At 63.1% G+C, this 16,933-nt stretch carries 13 protein-coding genes; 3 read left to right on the forward strand and 10 right to left on the reverse strand.

Annotation, left to right across the window (positions count from 1 at the left end; all coding sequences use genetic code 11):
• Positions 1-3 precede the first annotated feature (3 nt).
• Positions 4-237 (reverse strand): hypothetical protein, encoded by a 234-nt coding sequence (locus ABIB06_RS13160; protein WP_354047045.1) that lies wholly within the window; start codon positions 235-237, stop codon positions 4-6.
• 461 nt (positions 238-698) lie between these two features.
• Between ABIB06_RS13160 and ABIB06_RS13165 the strand changes: the two genes are divergently transcribed.
• Positions 699-1,196 (forward strand): hypothetical protein, encoded by a 498-nt coding sequence (locus ABIB06_RS13165; RefSeq protein WP_247447280.1) that lies wholly within the window; start codon positions 699-701, stop codon positions 1,194-1,196.
• A 105-nt stretch (positions 1,197-1,301) separates the two neighbouring features.
• On the opposite strand, the gene ABIB06_RS13170 is transcribed toward ABIB06_RS13165, so the two are convergent.
• From ABIB06_RS13170 to ABIB06_RS13185, 4 genes are all read right to left on the reverse strand, one after another.
• Positions 1,302-3,668, reverse strand: a complete 2,367-nt coding sequence (locus ABIB06_RS13170; protein ID WP_247349841.1) for an efflux RND transporter permease subunit — start codon at positions 3,666-3,668, stop codon at positions 1,302-1,304.
• A 204-nt stretch (positions 3,669-3,872) separates the two neighbouring features.
• A complete protein-coding gene (gene eutC / locus ABIB06_RS13175) occupies positions 3,873-4,658 on the reverse strand; it encodes an ethanolamine ammonia-lyase subunit EutC (RefSeq protein ID WP_354047042.1) in 786 nt (261 codons plus the stop codon).
• 6 nt (positions 4,659-4,664) lie between these two features.
• Positions 4,665-6,251 carry a B12-binding domain-containing radical SAM protein gene (locus tag ABIB06_RS13180; protein WP_354047040.1) on the reverse strand — a complete coding sequence of 529 codons (1,587 nt, stop codon included), beginning with the start codon at positions 6,249-6,251 and terminating at the stop codon, positions 4,665-4,667.
• A 152-nt stretch (positions 6,252-6,403) separates the two neighbouring features.
• Positions 6,404-7,786, reverse strand: coding sequence for an ethanolamine ammonia-lyase subunit EutB (locus ABIB06_RS13185; RefSeq protein WP_354047038.1), 1,383 nt, complete (start codon positions 7,784-7,786; stop codon positions 6,404-6,406).
• A gap of 244 nt (positions 7,787-8,030) precedes the next feature.
• Here ABIB06_RS13185 and ABIB06_RS13190 point away from each other — a divergent pair, with 244 nt between their 5' ends.
• On the forward strand, positions 8,031-9,770 hold the full coding sequence (locus ABIB06_RS13190) for a methyl-accepting chemotaxis protein (protein ID WP_354047036.1): 1,740 nt from the start codon (positions 8,031-8,033) through the stop codon (positions 9,768-9,770).
• Between the two features lie 363 nt (positions 9,771-10,133).
• On the opposite strand, the gene ABIB06_RS13195 is transcribed toward ABIB06_RS13190, so the two are convergent.
• Together ABIB06_RS13195 and ABIB06_RS13200 are read right to left on the reverse strand one after the other, a co-directional pair.
• Positions 10,134-10,928 carry a COG4705 family protein gene (locus ABIB06_RS13195; RefSeq protein ID WP_247349836.1) on the reverse strand — a complete coding sequence of 265 codons (795 nt, stop codon included), beginning with the start codon at positions 10,926-10,928 and terminating at the stop codon, positions 10,134-10,136.
• A 150-nt stretch (positions 10,929-11,078) separates the two neighbouring features.
• Positions 11,079-12,308, reverse strand: coding sequence for an MFS transporter (locus ABIB06_RS13200; protein ID WP_354047034.1), 1,230 nt, complete (start codon positions 12,306-12,308; stop codon positions 11,079-11,081).
• A gap of 130 nt (positions 12,309-12,438) precedes the next feature.
• Between ABIB06_RS13200 and ABIB06_RS13205 the strand changes: the two genes are divergently transcribed.
• Complete coding sequence (locus ABIB06_RS13205) at positions 12,439-13,347, forward strand: LysR family transcriptional regulator (RefSeq protein WP_354047032.1); 909 nt, start codon at positions 12,439-12,441, stop codon at positions 13,345-13,347.
• A gap of 57 nt (positions 13,348-13,404) precedes the next feature.
• Here the strand turns inward: ABIB06_RS13205 and ABIB06_RS13210 are convergent, their stop codons facing one another.
• The 3 genes from ABIB06_RS13210 to ABIB06_RS13220 all read right to left on the reverse strand — a co-directional run bounded on the left by ABIB06_RS13210 (position 13,405) and on the right by ABIB06_RS13220 (position 16,898).
• Positions 13,405-13,896 (reverse strand): septal ring lytic transglycosylase RlpA family protein, encoded by a 492-nt coding sequence (locus ABIB06_RS13210; RefSeq protein ID WP_354047326.1) that lies wholly within the window; start codon positions 13,894-13,896, stop codon positions 13,405-13,407.
• A 348-nt stretch (positions 13,897-14,244) separates the two neighbouring features.
• Complete coding sequence (locus tag ABIB06_RS13215; RefSeq protein ID WP_354047030.1) at positions 14,245-15,465, reverse strand: acyl-CoA dehydrogenase family protein; 1,221 nt, start codon at positions 15,463-15,465, stop codon at positions 14,245-14,247.
• A 224-nt stretch (positions 15,466-15,689) separates the two neighbouring features.
• Positions 15,690-16,898: an ABC transporter substrate-binding protein gene (locus ABIB06_RS13220; RefSeq protein WP_354047028.1), complete on the reverse strand. Its 1,209-nt coding sequence runs from the start codon at positions 16,896-16,898 to the stop codon at positions 15,690-15,692.
• Positions 16,899-16,933 lie beyond the last annotated feature (35 nt).

Raw genomic sequence — 16,933 nt, forward strand, 5'->3', positions numbered from 1 at the left:
AGCTTACTGGTTGTGGTTCTTCAGGACCTGGTCGCAGGCCTGCGAAATCTTGGCCCGGTTTTCCTTGAGGCAGGCCAGAACGGTGAAATCGCCCTGATCGATGACCGGCCGGCAGAGCTTCTGCACATCGCGCGAGCAGGCCTTCTGCTCGGCGTCCGTGCCGCGCCCTTGCTGGGCGAACGCTGCGGTCGAGAGGGAGGCCGACAGCAAGGTGAGAGCGACGAGAAGCTTACGCATTGTATTCCTTCATTCTGACGGCAGAATCGCGCCGATCCCGGACCACATAGGGGGACGACCGGAAACGGATTGTTCTGATGGCAAGTTGCCGCGGAAAGTGCGGCCTCGGAGAAGGCACAAGCACTGGTAAATGCGGCCAAATTGGCGCCAGATCCACCAAATCAGGTCTTCCCTGCACCTTCTCTGGCAAATGTAAGAGATTGATACTACGTCATAATTCAGGCACGCCGCGTTTTGCTGCGCACCTGTTGCAGAGCTGCATCTCTCGACCCGGCCTTGGGCGCCAGAAACATGCCGAAACACCGCAAATCGCGAGGTCGGAGCATGGCGCGAGGCGTCGTGAACCGCCATCTCTGGCAGTCAGGCATTGAACCTGACACTGGCTCGGAACACTAAACTTTCGATGTGGCGAGACGTTCTTGGTGAAAAGCGGGCGTCCTTCTAAAACGGGATATTTTGAGATGAAATTCTTTGGGCGATCTGGACAGGCAATCAAGGCGGCCGGCATCGGGGCTGCGCTGCTCTTCTCAGTTTCGGCAAGCCAGGCTCAGTCGTCCGGACCATTTGCAGGTTTCGAAGGCGCGTGGACCGGCACCGGCACGGTGTCGCTGTCCGACGGCTCCACCGAGCGCATCCGCTGCAAGGCGGACTACAAGGTCGCCGGTACCGGTCTCAGCCTCAAGCAGGCGTTGCACTGCGCGTCCGACAGTTACAAGTTCGACCTCACCAGCGACGTGACGAGCCAGGGCGAGCGCATCTCCGGCAATTGGAGCGAGGCCAACCGCAACATCTTCGGCAATTTGCAGGGCACCGCCGGCGGCGGCCAGATCGAGGTGTTCGTCGAGGCCAACGGTTTCGCCGCCAATTTGTCGCTGCGCACCAATGGCACCAAGCAGACGGTGCAGATTTCCTCCAAGGGCGAGATCCGCGGCGTCAACATCACGATGACGAAGGGCTGATAGCCTTCACGCTTCCCAGACTTCAGATCAAAACAAACCCCTGGCTTTCGCGAGCCAGGGGTTTTTCTTTTATCAGAATATGGTCGATCGTTCGTCGCGATCGATTCAGATCGCGCGCTTGTCAGCGCCCTGAAGCTTGGCGTGCAGATTGATCAGCCACATCGCCGTCGGCCGCAGGATGAAGAGATCGGCGACGAGGGCCATGACCATCGAGAAGGCGCTGAGCCAGCCGAACAGCCGCAGCGACGGCAGGTCCGAGAACACGGTGACGACGAGGCCGCAGGCCAGCACCAGCGTCGTCAAGATCAGCGCCGGGCCGACCAGCACGGTCGCGCGCTCCACCGCGAGCGCCGAACCGACGCCCGGCTTGCTCTCGAGCCTGAGGCGGTTGAGGAAGTGGATGGTTGCGCTCAGCCCCAGGCCGAACGAGACGGTCAGCGCCACGACACTGGCGAATTGCAGGCCCTCGTCCATTGCCCACAGCACCGTTCCCGACATCACCACCGGGAAGATGCCCGGCAGGATGCAGGCGAACATCACGACCCAGGAGCGGAAGGCGAGGCCGATGAAGATCGCGACCAGCGCGAATTCGACGGTGAGCCCGCGATTCAGCTTCTCGATCATGCCGGCCGAGTTGCGCGCCGCGATCGCGGCAAGACCCGTCACCGCCACCTCGTAGCCGGGGTGCTTCTTGCGAACGGCGTCGAGCTCGGAATCGAGCTTGTCGACAATCGGCAGGAGCTGGCTGGAATCCTTGTCCGGCACGCGGCCGGCCACCAAGACCGCATCCTGTTGGGCATCGATGAAACGCCGCACCAGATGCTCAGGAATGACGCTGACATATTCCTTCAGCGTCGCGACGTCGGCGGTGCCGGCCTTGTCCGCAAGCCAGCGGCGCAGAGTCTCGACCGACCAGACGTTGCCGACACCAGCCGCCTTCTCCACGGTCGCGTGCACGTCCGCGATTGTTTGCAGCGTCTCCGGCGAATAGAGCGTTTCATCCTTGGGGAACTTGATCAGCACGTTGATCGGGTTGGCGCCGGTGAGCTTGGCATCGAGCCGGTCGCTGGCGGCGACGGCCTGGCGCTTGTCCGGCACCTGGTCGGCGAGCCGGTAGCGCGGCTCCAGATTGGCGTAGATGACGCCGAGGCCGGCGACGAACACCACCGCGATCAGACTGAACAGGCCGGGGCGGCCCACCATGCGCACCGCGATCCAGTAGCAGAAATTGCGCAGTGCCTGCACACCCGCATCGGCACTCTGGAATTTGGTCGCGAACGTCTGCTCGTTGCGCACCAGCAGTACGCCGAACACCGGCACCAGTGACAGCACCGCGACCAGAGCGATCATGGTTGCGGCGAGACCCGCCTCGCCGAATTTGCGGATCAGGTCGGAGTCGGAGAACTGGAGCGCAATGAACGAAATGCCGGCGGTGCCGTGCGTCAGCACGCAGGCCGGCCCCACCACCAGCACCGCGTTCTTGAACGCGGTATACTTGTCCTGACCTGCGATCAGCCGGTCGCGCGCCGCGAAGGTGAGCTGCATCGAATCGGAGAAGCTGATGACCATGATGAGCGGCGTCATCACGTTCAGGAACATGTTGAGATTGAAATTGGCCCAGCCGAGCGCGCCGAGCGCCAGCAGGATCGCGATCATCGGCGGGAACGCCGCCGCCACCATGAACGAAACCTTGCGGAAGAAGATGATGGCGATGACGCAGCCGGCGAGAATGCCCAGGATGTTGTAGGTGAGTCCGTCGCGCTCGACCGCGTTGCGGATCTCGAGCTGCATGACCGGCACGCCGGAGAGCTGCACGTTGAGCCCGGTGTCGCTGAGGTCTTCCTTCATCAGCGCGCGGATGTCGGCGACGGTCTTGGTCAGCTTGTTGGAGGCGACCACCTCCGGATCGAGCGAAAGCACGATCAGCGCCAGCGTGCCGTCCTCCGACAACAGCTTGCCGCGAATGATCTCGTTGTTTTTGACGGTCTCGATGAACTTGTCATAGGCCTCGCCTTCAGGCAGGTCGGCCGGGAACAGCGCGGCCGGCAGCTTGCCCGGCGCCGGCGCCTGACGCGCGGAGAACAGCGAGACCAGGCCGCGCGTGCCCTCGACCAATTGCATGTCGGTGACGAAGTCGCGCAGCTTCTCGAGGTTTTTCCGCGCCAGCAGGGTCTTGCCCTCGACCACGACGAGGACGTCGAACTCCTCGGCCGGGAACTTCTTGGTCACCTCTTCATACTGGTGGAATTCGCGGGAATTGGAGCGGAAGAGCTGCGACAGCGAATCGTCGATCTTGATCCGGTGAATGCCGAACACGGCGCCGATGATAAGCACGAGCAGGACGATGCAGGAAACGATCGGTGCCCGGACGGCGATCAGCCCGATGCGCTCAAGCCCGAAGGCGATCGAGGACGCAGGTCCCTGCTCGACCTTCTCGACATGAACCTCATTCTCACGGTGCTTTTCGAGCATGCCTTGTCCAGTTCCTAAATCGGCTCGGTCTGTGAGCTTGTTGCGCCCCGCGAACGGCTTGAAAATGCCATACCAATGGGAGGCTTGCCTTTGAAAATGCGCGGAAAATCGCCGCGAGGGGTTTAGCAGGACAATCACCCTTCTCGCAAGCAGGCGAAGTGTGGCCAAATCGATCAAGATGTGGCGATTTTGCCGTAATGCCCGTCATAAGGGCAAAGCCATGCCAATTCGACGCGGCGCGCGGTCCGCGCTCTCGTCTTTCAGCGCCACGCCGGTGACCTCCCGGGCCAGCCCTTCGCGAACCAGCCAGGCGATCTTGAAAGCAGCCTCGTCATAGCTCAAACCCGCCTTGTGGATGTTCGACACGCAATTGCGCTCGGCATCGGTGCGGCCCGGCTTCGGTGCGAAAGTCAGATAGGCGCCGAGGCTGTCGGGCGCCGACAGGCCCGGCCTCTCGCCGATCAGCGTCAGGACCATGCGCGCACCGAGAATGGCACCGATCTCGTCGCCGAGCGCGACGCGCACGCCTGAGGCGACGACGACATGGCCGATCGCGACATCATCGTCGGCTGCGAGCAGCCGCACCAGACGTGTCATCAGCGCGGCCGCATGGGCGTGGACCGCTGCCGCCGACAGGCCGTCGCCGATCACGACCACAAGTGGGCACGGCCCCGAGGCACTTCGCGTCAGAGCCTCGACTGATCCGGCATCGAGCTGCCTGCCCAGATCGGGACGCCGCAAATAGTCCCTGCGCTCGACCGCCCGGCTCCGTGCCTCGGTGGCGACGAGGCCAAGCGCGCGGAGATCGGCGACCAGTCGCGGCGCGTCGAAGGCGGCATGCACGGCATCGCGGGCACGGGCATGGTCCAGCGTGAAGTCGAGCAGCGCGCGCGTCGGCACGCTCGCGCCGCTGCGCCCGAGTGCGACGCGCGCAGGCGTGAGCGACCGCAGATCGAGGGTCGGGCGGCGCGGAATGGCCGGGTCAGACATGTTGCGTCATTCGGCGGGAACGGAAGCCTCGCGCAGCCGCAGCGAATAGTTCGACGCATTCGTCTCGCCGCTCGATGCTTCACGCGCGAAGGTGATGAGATGATGCGCAATCAGGGTGCAGCCGATCAGGCCTTCGAGATCGCCGCGCTTGATGCGCCCCAGCGCGAACTTCCAGAACACGCGCTTGTAGTCGCCGAGCACGCCGACCTTCCAGAAGATATTTCGCAGCATGACGAGGCCGCGCCTGATGTTGGGCCAGGTCTTCATCTCGTCCGGCGTCGGCACCTTCAGGCGGTGCACGTAAACGTGGTCGCATTGATATTGGAAGCGCGCGTAGACCTTCTCGGGCTCGTAGGCGACGGCCATGGCGTGCTTCCAGGATGCGACGACGTCGTCATAGGGCAACAGGAAGTTGACATTGGAATCGCGGCCGTCGTCCTCGACCAGGCGTCCCTCGCGCTCCAGGCGGTCCCACAGCGGCGTCTTCGGCAGCGCCTGAAGCAGATTGATGGTGAGAAGCGGAATCTGGGACTCCTCGACGAAGTCGAGCAGCACCTCGGACGTGTTCGGCTTGTCAGTGTCGAGCCCCATGATGATGCCGGACACGACCTCCATGCCGTAGGAGTTGATGGTCTGCACGCCCTCGAGGATCGGGACCATCATGTTGTGGTCCTTGTGCATCGCCTTCAGCGCATCGGGGTCGGGCGTCTCGATGCCGCAGAAGATGGTGACGAAATAGGCCTCGCGCATCTTCTCGAGGATTTCGGGCCGCTTGGCGATATTGAGCGTCGCCTCGCAGGCGAGCCGCACCACGTAGCCGGTCCTCTTCTGCCATTCGATCAGGTGCGGCAAGAGGTCCAGCGCCGCCTTGCGGTTGCCGATGAAATTGTCGTCGACAAAATAGACCGTGTCGGTCATGCCGCATTCGCGCAGTCGGTCGAGCTCGGCGATGATCTGCTCGGGCGATTTGAGGCGCGGGTTGCGGCCGTAGAGCCCGGGGATGTCGCAGAATTCGCACTGATAGGGACAGCCGCTGGAATACTGGATGCTGCCGAGAAAGTATTTCTTCACGTCGGCGAGCTCGTAGGCCGGGATCGGAAACTCCGTCATCGGCACACGGTCCTTGGTGGTCAACACCACCTGGGCCTCGGGACGCGAGATGTCGCGCGACAGGATCTCGAACAGCTGGTTGGTGGCGTCGCCGAGTTCGCCGACATGGAGATAGTCGAACGACGGATAATAGTCCGGACAGGCGCTGACCGAGGGACCGCCGAGCGCGACCGGCAAGTCGTATTCATGGGCGCGCCGGCAGATATCGTTCATGTGCTGGCGCTGGATGTGCATGCCGCTGACGAAGACCGCCTCCGCCCATTCGAACTCCTCCTTCGTCGTGCGGCGAAGGTTCTCGTCAACGAATTTGACCTGCCATTCCCTGGGTAGATAGGCCGCGAGCAGCAAAAGCCCCTGCGGCGGCATGAAGGCGCGGACGCCATCCGTCAGGGGATAGGAATGCTCGAACGTTCCGAACGACGATGTGTATCGCGGAAACACGCAGAGAATTCGCCGGGAGGTACCGTTACTTTCAGCTCGCATCAAAGCTCCCCCGCCACGCTTGACATAGCTGCGGAAATTGCCAGCCCGACGTATAGCGTAATGCTGTCGCCGGAATTTCTCAATATTGTGGCATGAGCATAATTCCCGGAGGGACCAATGGTTTCCTCAAGCCGCCGGGTGCTTCCGCCGCGTCACGCGATCAGCCGGGAGGCAAAATCGGGCAGCAGGCCAGCATCGCCGGCAAGCCGGAAGTCAGCGCCCACAATGCCCGACTGCGCCAGCCAGTCGTCGAATTCCGGCGCACGACGCAGTCCGAAGACGTCGCGGACGTAGAGCGCGTCGTGAAAAGACGTGGACTGATAGTTCAGCATGACGTCATCGGCGCCGGGGACGCCCATGATGAAGGTGACGCCGGCGGCCGCGAGCAGCGTCAGCAGATTGTCCATGTCGTCCTGGTCCGCCTCGGCATGGTTAGTGTAGCAGATGTCGATCCCCAGCGGCAGGCCGAGCAGCTTGCCGCAAAAGTGATCCTCCAGCCCCGCCCGGATGATTTCCTTGCCGTCGTAGAGATATTCCGGGCCGATGAAGCCGACCACGCTGTTGACCAGGAGGGGCGCAAAGGCGCGGGCGACCGCATAGGCGCGGGCCTCGCAGGTCTGCTGGTCGACGCCGTGATGGGCATTGGCCGACAGCGCCGAGCCCTGCCCGGTCTCGAAATACATCACGTTCTGCCCGACCGTGCCGCGCTTCTGCGACAGCCCGGCGTCCTGCGCCTCCTTCAACAGCGCGAGGTCGACACCAAAACTGCGGTTGGCAGCTTCGGTGCCGGCGACCGACTGGAAGACGAGGTCGACCGGCGCACCCTGCCCGATCAGCGATAGCGTCGTGGTGACATGGGTCAGCACGCAAGCCTGGGTCGGGATTTTCAGCCGCGCGATGATCTCGTCGAGCAGCCGCAGCAATTGGCCGATCACAGCCGGGTCGTCGCTCGCCGGGTTGATGCCGATGCAGGCATCGCCGGCGCCGAGCAGGATGCCGTCGAGGATCGAGGCGGTGATGCCCCTGGCGTCGTCAAAGGGATGGTTGGGCTGGAGCCGGGTGCTCATCCGGCCCCTCAGGCCGATGGTGTTGCGGAACGCGGTGGTGACCTCGCATTTTCGCGCCGCCAGGATCAGATCCTGGTTGCGCATCAGCTTTGAGACCGCGGCCGCCATCTCCGGCGTGATACCGGGCGCCAGCTTGCGCAGGATTTCTGGCGTCGCGGCATCCGACAGCAGCCAGTCGCGGAAGGCGCCGACGGTCAACGAGGCCACCGGCGCGAAGGCCCTGGCGTCGTGGTAGTCGATGACGAGGCGGGTGACCTCGTCGGCTTCATAGGGGACGACGGCTTCCTGCAAGAACTGCCCGAGCGGGACGTCGGCGAGCGCCATCCGCGCCGCGATCATCTGCTCGGCGCTGGCGGCGGCAATCCCGGCCAGCCGGTCGCCGGAGCGCGGCGGGGTCGCTTTGGCGAGCAGGTCGCGCAAATCCGGGAACGTGTAGGTCGTGGCGTCGATGGTGTGGCGGTAGACCAAGGGTCTCTCCGGGTGTTCGTCGGCCAGTGACCGAGTCCAGCACGATCCCAAGACTATCACGAACCCAAGACTATGCCTCCAGATCAAGACGCTGAAATATCTTACCTTTCTTTCGACCAAGGGCGAAGACGGGGGCAAATCCCGCGTTAACGCAGCGTCCATCTTCATTCTGCATAGTTTTGCATCAATTTTGTACGACCGCGCTCTCCCGGCCGCTCCCGGCCATTCAGGGCCCTTGAACATCATGACCATCAACCAATCTGGGAATGCCGCCGGCCTGGCAGGCCGCTTCACGCTTGCCAACAAGCTGCACGCAATCTTCGCGCTGTTCGCGCTGCTGACGGCGGCGATCGCGATGCTGTCCGACTACAACAGCCGCCGCGGCGCCGACCTGACCAGCGCGATCGAGACCGCGAACGCCGCCGCGCTCAACGTCGAGCGGGTCAACTCGCTGGTCTATGCGGTCGTGATGGAATCGCGCGGCGTCTATATGTCGACGGAGCCTGCCGTCGTCAAGAAATACGGCGAGGGCCTGCTCAAGTTCAACGCCCAGATCCTCGACGTCGTGAAACGCTGGGAAACCATCGTCCGGGCTGACGATGCAGAACAGTTCGCCACCTTCAAGAAGCGCATCGAGCAGTTCGTCGAATTCCGCAAGGAGCTGGTGCGGCGCGGCGTCGAGATCAATGCGGCCGCGGGCCGCGAATGGGGCGACAACGACGCCAACCGCGCCGTGCGCTCGGCTCTGAACAAGGATCTCGAGGCGCTGTCCAAGGTCTATGCTGAGCGCGGCAGGCAGATCGCGCATGAGACCGAGACCAATCGCATCCTCTCGCTCGTCCTGACCTGCCTCGGCGGCGTGGCGCTGGCGCTGGTCGTGATCGGCATCGTCATCATCGCCCGCTCGATCGCCCGTCCCCTCTCCGCCATCACCGCGACCATCAAGCAGGTCGCAGACGGCGCCGAGAACGTCGTGGTGCCGCACTCCGACCGCGCCGACGAGATCGGCGCGCTGGCACGCGCGATCCAGATCTTCCAGGACGCGATGGGGCGCAACCGCAACCTCGCCTCGCAGGTCTCGCAGGACTCCGCTGCGCGCGAGGAGCGCGCCCGCCATATCGAGCAATCCGTCGACATTTTTCGCGAGGCGATCGGCGCGATCATGCGCGGCCTCAGCGACAGCGCCTCCGTCATGCGCGAGACGGCGCAGACCATCACCCGCGTCACCGCGGATGCGAGCAGCCGCGCCGGCACGGCGGCGAACGCCACCGAGCAGGCCTCCCACAACGTCACGGCGGTCGCGGGTGCGGCCGAGGAGCTGTCGGCGTCGGTGGTGGAGATCGGCCGGCAGGTGCGGCAGTCGGCCAGCGCTGTCGAGCAGACCGGCCAGCGCACCGAGAAATCAATCGCCGAGATCGAGAGCCTGGCGGCTGCCACGCAACGCATCGACGGTGTGCTCAGCCTGATCCAGGCGATCGCCGAGCAGACCAATCTGCTCGCGCTCAACGCGACCATCGAAGCCGCCCGTGCGGGCGACGCCGGCCGCGGCTTTGCCGTTGTCGCACACGAAGTGAAGGCGCTGGCCGGCCAGACCGCGAAAGCGACCGCCGATATCAGCGAGAACGTCTCGATGATCCAGTCTTCCACCCGCAACGCGGTCGAGGCCGTGCGCGAGATCGGCGGCGCGGTCCGCGAGATCAACGACGTCACCTCGGCAATCGCCGGCGCCATCGGCCAGCAGGACGCCGCCACGCGCGAGATCTCGTCCAACGCGCAGTCGGCTGCCCAGGGCAACGAAACCCTCGTCGCCAACATCACCTCGCTCCGCGACGCCATCGGCGAGACCGATACGGCGGCGTCCTCGGTGCTCACGGCGGCGAGCAGCCTGACCGCAACCGCGGACACGCTGTCACGCGAGGTGGAGAAGTTCTTCCGGAATTTGCGGTCGGGAGCGGCGGACAGCGGTATCGCAAAGGCGGGATGACGGCGCGTCCACCGCCAGATGAGCCGGCGGTGGGGTCGCTTCACCAAAAAACGCGAAAACAACCCCATGCACAGTAGCCGGGGATAGCGATATCAATGACTTGGCGGCCTCCGCGACGCATTGCGGATTTTACGAAGCCGTTTGACTCGTCGGGCAAAACACCGGCAGGATGGCATCATGCAGTCCTGCTCGAACCATCCGTTCAATCCTGCACGCCTCCGGGACTAGGGCGGCACCCTTGATCCGGTCAGCCAGCGAGAGCATCCCTTACCCGCATCCTTCGAAGATGCATGCCAATCGATAGAAGAGTTGGGCCACGAGGCGAAGCTGGAGACATCAGCAACTGCTGTGTCCTCGCCAGAGTCATGTGGAACTTGCAGTCGCCGCTGGATGCCTTCCCGCTCTCTGAGGCAGCAACAGCAGGCACGCGAGGATACACGCAGCCAACACCGCTGAGGCAAAGGGCCGGCTTAGATGAAGCCCACCCTGGCTTACCGGCTTATCGAGGAAGTCTCCGACCGTCGCACCGAGAGGTCGGGTGAGAATAAAGGCCGCCCAGAACAGAACCACGTGGGAGATGTTGGTCCAGTAGTAGGCAGCGACAAGGACAGCCAGTCCAGCGCCAAACACAAGTGCGCCACCTTCGTATCCAAGTCCCGCATCCGCGACCCAATCACCAAGCGCTGTGCCGAGCGTCTGGGAAAACGTGATTGTCATCCAATAGAAGGCTTCCACCTTCGGCGTGGCCACCGTCTGAACATTCACCGAGCCGAGGGCAAGATACCAAGCGGCGAGCGAGCACAATACGCAGGCTAACAAAATAGACGAGCCTCCCGTGTAGCCGACACCCAACGAGCGATCAAAAAGGTCGGCCATCGCCGTGCCAACCGTCGTCGAGGCCACAATGGCCAGCCAATAAATCCAGGCGTTGAACCGCCTCATCGAAATTTGCACAATCACTGCCGCAACAAACACGGCAAAGAAGATGGCCGTGCCGATCAAATAGCCGCCATTTTGAGCATTTTGGTCAGCGTGCAGCCAGCCCATCGTAACCAAGTCACCGCCGGTTTCGCCGAGCGTCGTGGCAAGGATCTTGATGATCCAAAATCCAAGTGTGACCTCAGGAACTTTGCTGAGCACCTCATCACTATTCTGCATTTGGATCTCGCAATCGCGGGCCGGTCAAGTCGCTGTCGCACAACGCGCTCAGCCGCTCCAGGATACACTTCGGAAATATAAATCTTCGTGATGTTCCCGGCCTGGGCTGCTGTCTGGTGGTCTCCTTTTCGGCGTGTCGGCGAGGCTGCGTCACAAGGCCGGGCTCGCCGACCCGCAAGCAGCGAATCGAGCGTCGGCTGTTGCCTTGCGACGCAGGGCTTCGACCAAAATGACGGACGATGAGAGAGCAAGGATGACGGCGCTGAACAGAAAGGTGCTTTGATAGCCGCTGTAGTCGAAGAGAACGCCGCCGCCCGCCGCTCCCGTGGTGATGGCCAGTTGCACCACCGCGACCATCAGGCCGCCGCCTGCTTCGGCATCATTGGGCAAAGCCTTGCTGACCCACGTCCACCAACCCACGGGCGCGGCCGTCCCGATGAAGCCCCACAGGAACATCAGCGGGGCAATTGCAATCGGTGACGAACCGAATGCCGTCACTGCGACGGCTATCAGAGCCATCGCGAACGGCATGATAATGAGGGACATGTAGAGACGTTCGCGGATGACGAACCCGATGATCGATGTCCCGATGAGACCCGCAACCCCCATGAGGAGCAGGAGCGCCGAGATCGTCGTGACATCGACGCGCGTCACCGTTTCGAGGAACGGCCGCAAATACGTGAAGAGTGCGAACTGTCCGAGGAAGAACAGCGCGGCTGCGAGCATGCCGTAAGGCACGCGCGGGTGGCGCAAGACCTTGAACGCTGCCGCCACGCTGGCCCGCTCCCGGCTCGGCATCGCAGGCAGCGTGAGGAACTGCCAGACAAAAATAAGCGCGGCGACGGGAACAACACAGAAGAACGCGCCGCGCCAGCCGATGTATTGGCCGAGAAAGCTGCCGAGCGGCGCAGCAATCGTGGTCGCGAGCGCATTGCCGCCATTGAGAACCGCAAGAGCGCGCGGCACGTCGGTGGTCGGGACCAAGCGGATCATCGTCGCGGCCGACAGCGACCAGAAACCGCCGATCGTGATCCCGACAAGCGCCCGTCCGGCGATGAAGACGGGATAATTGGGAGCGAAGGCTACGATGACGCCAGATACCAGCATCAAGCCGGTCAGCCACAGCAATAGCGAGCGACGATCGAACCCAGCCGTCGCCGCCGAGATGAACAGACTGGCCAGAACGGCGAACAGCCCGGAAACGGAAATGGCCTGTCCTGCCTGTCCTTCCGTCAGGTGAAGGCCGCTGGCGATCGGCGTAAGCAGGCTGACGGGCATGAACTCGGACGCGACGAGCGTCGAGGCGCAAAGCGACAGCGCGAAAACCGCACTCCATGCGGCCATTGGCTGCGTTGTGTTCTGATCGGTTGTGACGTCCATCGGGCATCCATATGTCGAGAGGCGCCCAGGCAGGCGCTGTTCCTGACAACAGATAGAGGCCCCGCCGGCATTCGATTAGACGATATAATTTGCTTGCATTGATCGATGGGGGCCATGAATATTCGCAGCCATGGCAAGCCAGGATTTCAACGATCTGCTGGCTTTCGTAGCCGTCGCCCGCGAGCGCAGCTTTACGAAAGCCGCCGCGAAACTGGGCGTCGTGCAGTCGACGCTCAGCCATACGATCAAGCGCCTGGAATCGCAGATGGGCCTGCGGCTTCTCACGCGCACGACCCGCAGCGTCGGCCTGACCGAGGCGGGCGAGCGACTTCAGGCCTCGGTTGCGCCCCGCATCGAAGAGATCGAGCGCGATATCGCGGCGCTGATGTCCCTGCGCGACAAGCCGTCGGGGACGGTCCGGATCACGCTCTCCGACCATGCGCTGGAAACGGTCGTCTGGCCAAAGCTGTCGCCGGCCCTGAAAAAATATCCAGACCTCAAAGTCGAGTTCAGCCTCGACACGGCCTTCCGCAACATCGTCGAAGACGGTTTCGATGCAGGCATACGCCTCGGTGAGAGTGTCGAGAAAGACATGATCGCGGTGCGCATCGGCCCGGATTGGCGGCTCGTCGCGGTCGCCTCGCCCGGATATCTGAAAGACCACCCGAAACCAAAGCATCCGCAAGATCTGTTAGATCACGTCTGCATCAAACGTCGCGAGGCGGCGGGCGGTCATTATGTATGGGAGTTCGCCAAGAAAGGTTCTGACTTGCGGGTACGCATCGAGGGACAAGTGACCTTCAATGAGTCGCGCGCGATGATCGACGCCGCCGTGAAGGGCTTCGGCATCGCCTATGTCCCCGAAGACATGGTGGCGCAGCACATCCGGTCCGGCGAACTCGTCATCGTGCTCGACGACTGGTCGCCGAAGTTCGATGGCTATTATGTCTATTATCCGACCTCGCGGCAGAACTCGGCTGCACTCAAGGTGATCGTCGACGCGCTACGCCATCACGACGCGCGAAGGAAGCGCGGTTAGTATGAAGCTTTTCCGCCATCCCGGAGGGCTGTGCTGTGCCTCCCTCGGGTATAGCGTTCAGCCAACAGGCCCAGGAATCCAATCGTCGCCGGACAGTGGCTTGACCGTGACGTCTGGAATGACACCAAGCTCCATGCTCGGATCGAAATGGCGCATCGTCCGCTCATTGAGGTCAATGATGCGGCCGGGCCTGAGCGGCCCCACGTCATTTATCTTGACGATGACCTTCTTGCCGACGGCCTCGACGAGAGCATATTTCGGTCGCGCCCCGAATTGGACCCCACCAAATTTCCGACGCAAGCTCGTCTTGATCGCAGCCGTCCATACCGAGGGATCATAACGCTCGCCGGAGGCTGTGCTCGGGCCGCCTTCCTCCTTACCGGGCTTGAACGGATTATACGTGGATGCTGCGCCAACGATCGCATCCCCAGAGGCGGCATCGACCACAGCGCTTGGCTGAACCTCACTTGTTGCGCTTCGAGCAACGGTAACGGAAACGGCAAGCGTAACCAGGGCGCCGCAAATTGCGGCGCTCGAGCGGAACAACATCAGATCTCCTTTGATTTTCCGGATCGTGCGGTTCCCGATGCCGCAGAACATGGTCAAGCGAACGCGGAGGCGTTTCGAACTTGCGCCAATTCTTTGCGGATTCGAGCCAACCCCGGCTGCGGAACCTTTGTGGGAACCAGATCGGTCCCGCACAGTGTTTTAGTCGTAGCCGTCTAAGACAGGAATTGCGTCAGCAGCATGACTCCGAGAGTCACGGATTTCGGCTTCCGGAGTCTTACGTGCTCAGCGGTAGAAGCGGATTGCGGGACTTCCGTGAAAACCGCAACAGCGCGAGATTGCAGGAGACGTTGCCTATCGTCGCATATCGTCGTTCGGCAGCAGGAGGTTCTAGCCTACGCCGATCACCCCGCCGCGCTTGATCAACTCCTTGCCGACCGCGGCCAGATGCACCTGATCCGGTCCGTCGCCGATACGGATGAAGCGGGCGTAGACGTAAGCACGTGCGAGGAACGTATCCTGCGAGACGCCGGCAGCGCCGTGGATCTGGATGGAGCGGTCGATGACGCGGGCGGCCATGCCGGGCACCACGATCTTGGCCGCGGCGATCAGGTCGCGCGCGGCCTTGTTGCCTGCGCGGTCCATCCTGTCGGCGGCTTGCAGCGTCAAGAGCCGCGCCTGCGCGATCTCGCAGAAGGAGTGTGCGATGTCCTCGCGCACCGAGCCCTGCTCGGCGAGCGGCTTGCCGAAGGCTGTGCGGGAGACTGCGCGCTGGCACATCAATTCCAGCGCGCGCTGGGCGCAACCGATCAGTCGCATGCAATGATGGATGCGGCCGGGGCCGAGCCTACCTTGCGCGATTTCGAAGCCGCGGCCTTCGCCAAGCAGGATGTTCTCGGCGGGCACACGGACGTTCTCGTAGACGATCTCAGGGTGGCCGACCGGCGCGTCGTCGTAGCCGTAAGTGAGCATGTCCCGGACGATGCGCACGCCAGGCGTCGCCTTCGGCACCAGGATCATGGATTGCTGGCGATGACGATCGGGATCGTCGGGCGCGGTCTTGCCCATCACGATCAGGATCTCGCAATCCTCGTTCATTGCGCCTGACGTGAACCACTTCCGGCCGTTGACGACGTAGTCGCCGCCGTCGCGCTTGATCTGGCACTGGATGTTGGTGGCGTCGCTGGAGGCGACCTGCGGCTCCGTCATCGAGAAGCCGGAGCGGATGCGTCCTTCCAGCAGCGGCTTCAGCCAGCGCTCCTGCTGCGCGGGCGTTCCGTAATTTGCCAGCACCTCCATGTTGCCGACATCGGGCGCCGAGCAGTTGAAGATTTCGGGCGCCCAGAGGATGCGGCCCATGATCTCCTTCACGGGCGCATATTCGAGATTTGTCAGCCCTGGTCCGTGCTCGCCGGAGAGGAACAGGTTCCAGAGCCCCTGCTCGCGCGCCAGCCGTTTCAGGTCCTGCAACACTTGCGGCGTCTTGTAGCGCGTCGCTTCCGGCTTCACCTGCTCGTAATAGAGCTCTTCGACCGGCTCGACATGCGTCCGCATGAACTGGCGGACGCGCTCCTGCAGCTCCAGCGAACGGTCGGAGTGGTGGAAATCCATTTTGCTCTCCTGTTCGCTGAACGTGATCGCACTTTGCTTCCGTGGTAGGTGGAGCGCACGCTTCGCCCTTCGTGACGACCGCTCTGCGGTCTCCTCAGGGTGAGGCTAAGCGGCATTCGCGCCTGTTGAACCTGCCGCCGCGCACTCCGCCCTCATCCTGAGGAGCCCGCCAAAGCGGGCGTCTCGAAGGATGCGCCGCCATCAACCGCGATAGCCAGCCCGCCTCACGTGCCGCGCAACAGCTCGCTCGCCACGATCCAGTCGTTGCCGTCGAACTGGAGCATATAGCCGTCCTTGATCGGGCGGAAATCCTGCGGCGTGGTGTTGAGCGTGATGCCGGGCATCAGCAGCGACAGCGGCACGTTCTTCAGGTTCGCCGCCTGCGCCATGATGTTCTCGCGCGTCAGATTGTCCTTGCACTGCTTGAGCAGCACCACCAGCGCCTCGGCGACGGTGTAGCCGTAGAGACCGGCGACATTGTTGACGTCGGCATTGGGCAGGCGCTTCTTCATGAAGTCGATATAGGCTGTCATCGCCGGATCGTCCTTCGGCACCTCGACGAACGGCTTGAGCGAGCCGAGCGAGAGCACGCCCTTGCCGGCGTCGAGCCCGGCTGGCACCATCACGGTTGCCTTGTTGGCGCAGCCGGAGGCGAGGAAACGCGTCGCCTGCCAGCCCACCTCATGCGCCTTGCGGATCGCCTGGGCGCAAGCGCGCGGCGTCACCGAATAGATCATGAAGACGTCGGCCTTGGTGTTGGCGAGCGTCAGCACCTGGGAGTCGACGGTGGGGTCGGCGACCTCGAAGCTCGACGCCATCGCGATCGCCTTGTCTGCATCGGCGCCAAGCGCTTCCTTGACGCCGCGCAGATATTCCTTGCCGGCGTCATCGTTCTGATAGAGCACCGCGAAGCGCGCATTGGGGTTCTTGGCCCGGGCATAGGCGACGTCGATCGCGGCTTCGCTGGTGTAGTTGGGCGCCCAGGGCAGCGCCATCGACCAGGGCATGTTGGCGGGGTCGTTCCACTTCGAGGCCGAGCTGATCAGAAATAGCTGCGGCACCTTGTTGCTGTTGAGATATTTCGCGATCGCCGAGCTCGGGGCCGTGCCCATGGTCGCGAAGATGAAGGCGACGCCCTCGCCCTCGACCAGCCGCCGCGCCGCTTCCATGGTCTTCGGCGGCGAGAAGGCGTCGTCGAGCGACAGCAGATTGAGCTTGCGGCCGTTGACGCCGCCCTTCTCGTTGACCTCGTCAAAATAGGCCGCGATCACCCTGCCGGTGATGCCGAGCGGCGACGCAGGCCCGCTATAGGCCATGGTGTTGCCGATCTTGATCTCGGTGTCGGTGACGCCGGGACCATAGGATTTTTGTGCGGAGACCGGCGCAGACAGGCAGGCAGCCAGCGCTGCGGCCAGGACAAAAGCGGCTTTCATGGTTTCTCCCCGGTGATGGTCGTCCGCGCCAGGCA

Source organism: Bradyrhizobium sp. LB8.2, from assembly GCF_040548035.1.
Classification (GTDB): domain Bacteria; phylum Pseudomonadota; class Alphaproteobacteria; order Rhizobiales; family Xanthobacteraceae; genus Bradyrhizobium.

Bases quoted from the DNA above. Each gene is read 5' to 3' on its own strand.
- ABIB06_RS13210 (WP_354047326.1), bottom strand. From the start codon at position 13,896: ATGTTGTTCCGCTCGAGCGCCGCAATTTGCGGCGCCCTGGTTACGCTT.
- ABIB06_RS13190 (WP_354047036.1), top strand. From the start codon at position 8,031: ATGACCATCAACCAATCTGGGAATGCCGCCGGCCTGGCAGGCCGCTTC.
- ABIB06_RS13195 (WP_247349836.1), bottom strand. From the start codon at position 10,928: ATGCAGAATAGTGATGAGGTGCTCAGCAAAGTTCCTGAGGTCACACTT.
- ABIB06_RS13215 (WP_354047030.1), bottom strand. From the start codon at position 15,465: ATGGATTTCCACCACTCCGACCGTTCGCTGGAGCTGCAGGAGCGCGTC.
- ABIB06_RS13205 (WP_354047032.1), top strand. From the start codon at position 12,439: ATGGCAAGCCAGGATTTCAACGATCTGCTGGCTTTCGTAGCCGTCGCC.
- ABIB06_RS13200 (WP_354047034.1), bottom strand. From the start codon at position 12,308: ATGGACGTCACAACCGATCAGAACACAACGCAGCCAATGGCCGCATGG.
- ABIB06_RS13165 (WP_247447280.1), top strand. From the start codon at position 699: ATGAAATTCTTTGGGCGATCTGGACAGGCAATCAAGGCGGCCGGCATC.
- ABIB06_RS13220 (WP_354047028.1), bottom strand. From the start codon at position 16,898: ATGAAAGCCGCTTTTGTCCTGGCCGCAGCGCTGGCTGCCTGCCTGTCT.
- eutC (WP_354047042.1), bottom strand. From the start codon at position 4,658: ATGTCTGACCCGGCCATTCCGCGCCGCCCGACCCTCGATCTGCGGTCG.
- ABIB06_RS13180 (WP_354047040.1), bottom strand. From the start codon at position 6,251: ATGCGAGCTGAAAGTAACGGTACCTCCCGGCGAATTCTCTGCGTGTTT.
- ABIB06_RS13160 (WP_354047045.1), bottom strand. From the start codon at position 237: ATGCGTAAGCTTCTCGTCGCTCTCACCTTGCTGTCGGCCTCCCTCTCG.
- ABIB06_RS13170 (WP_247349841.1), bottom strand. From the start codon at position 3,668: ATGCTCGAAAAGCACCGTGAGAATGAGGTTCATGTCGAGAAGGTCGAG.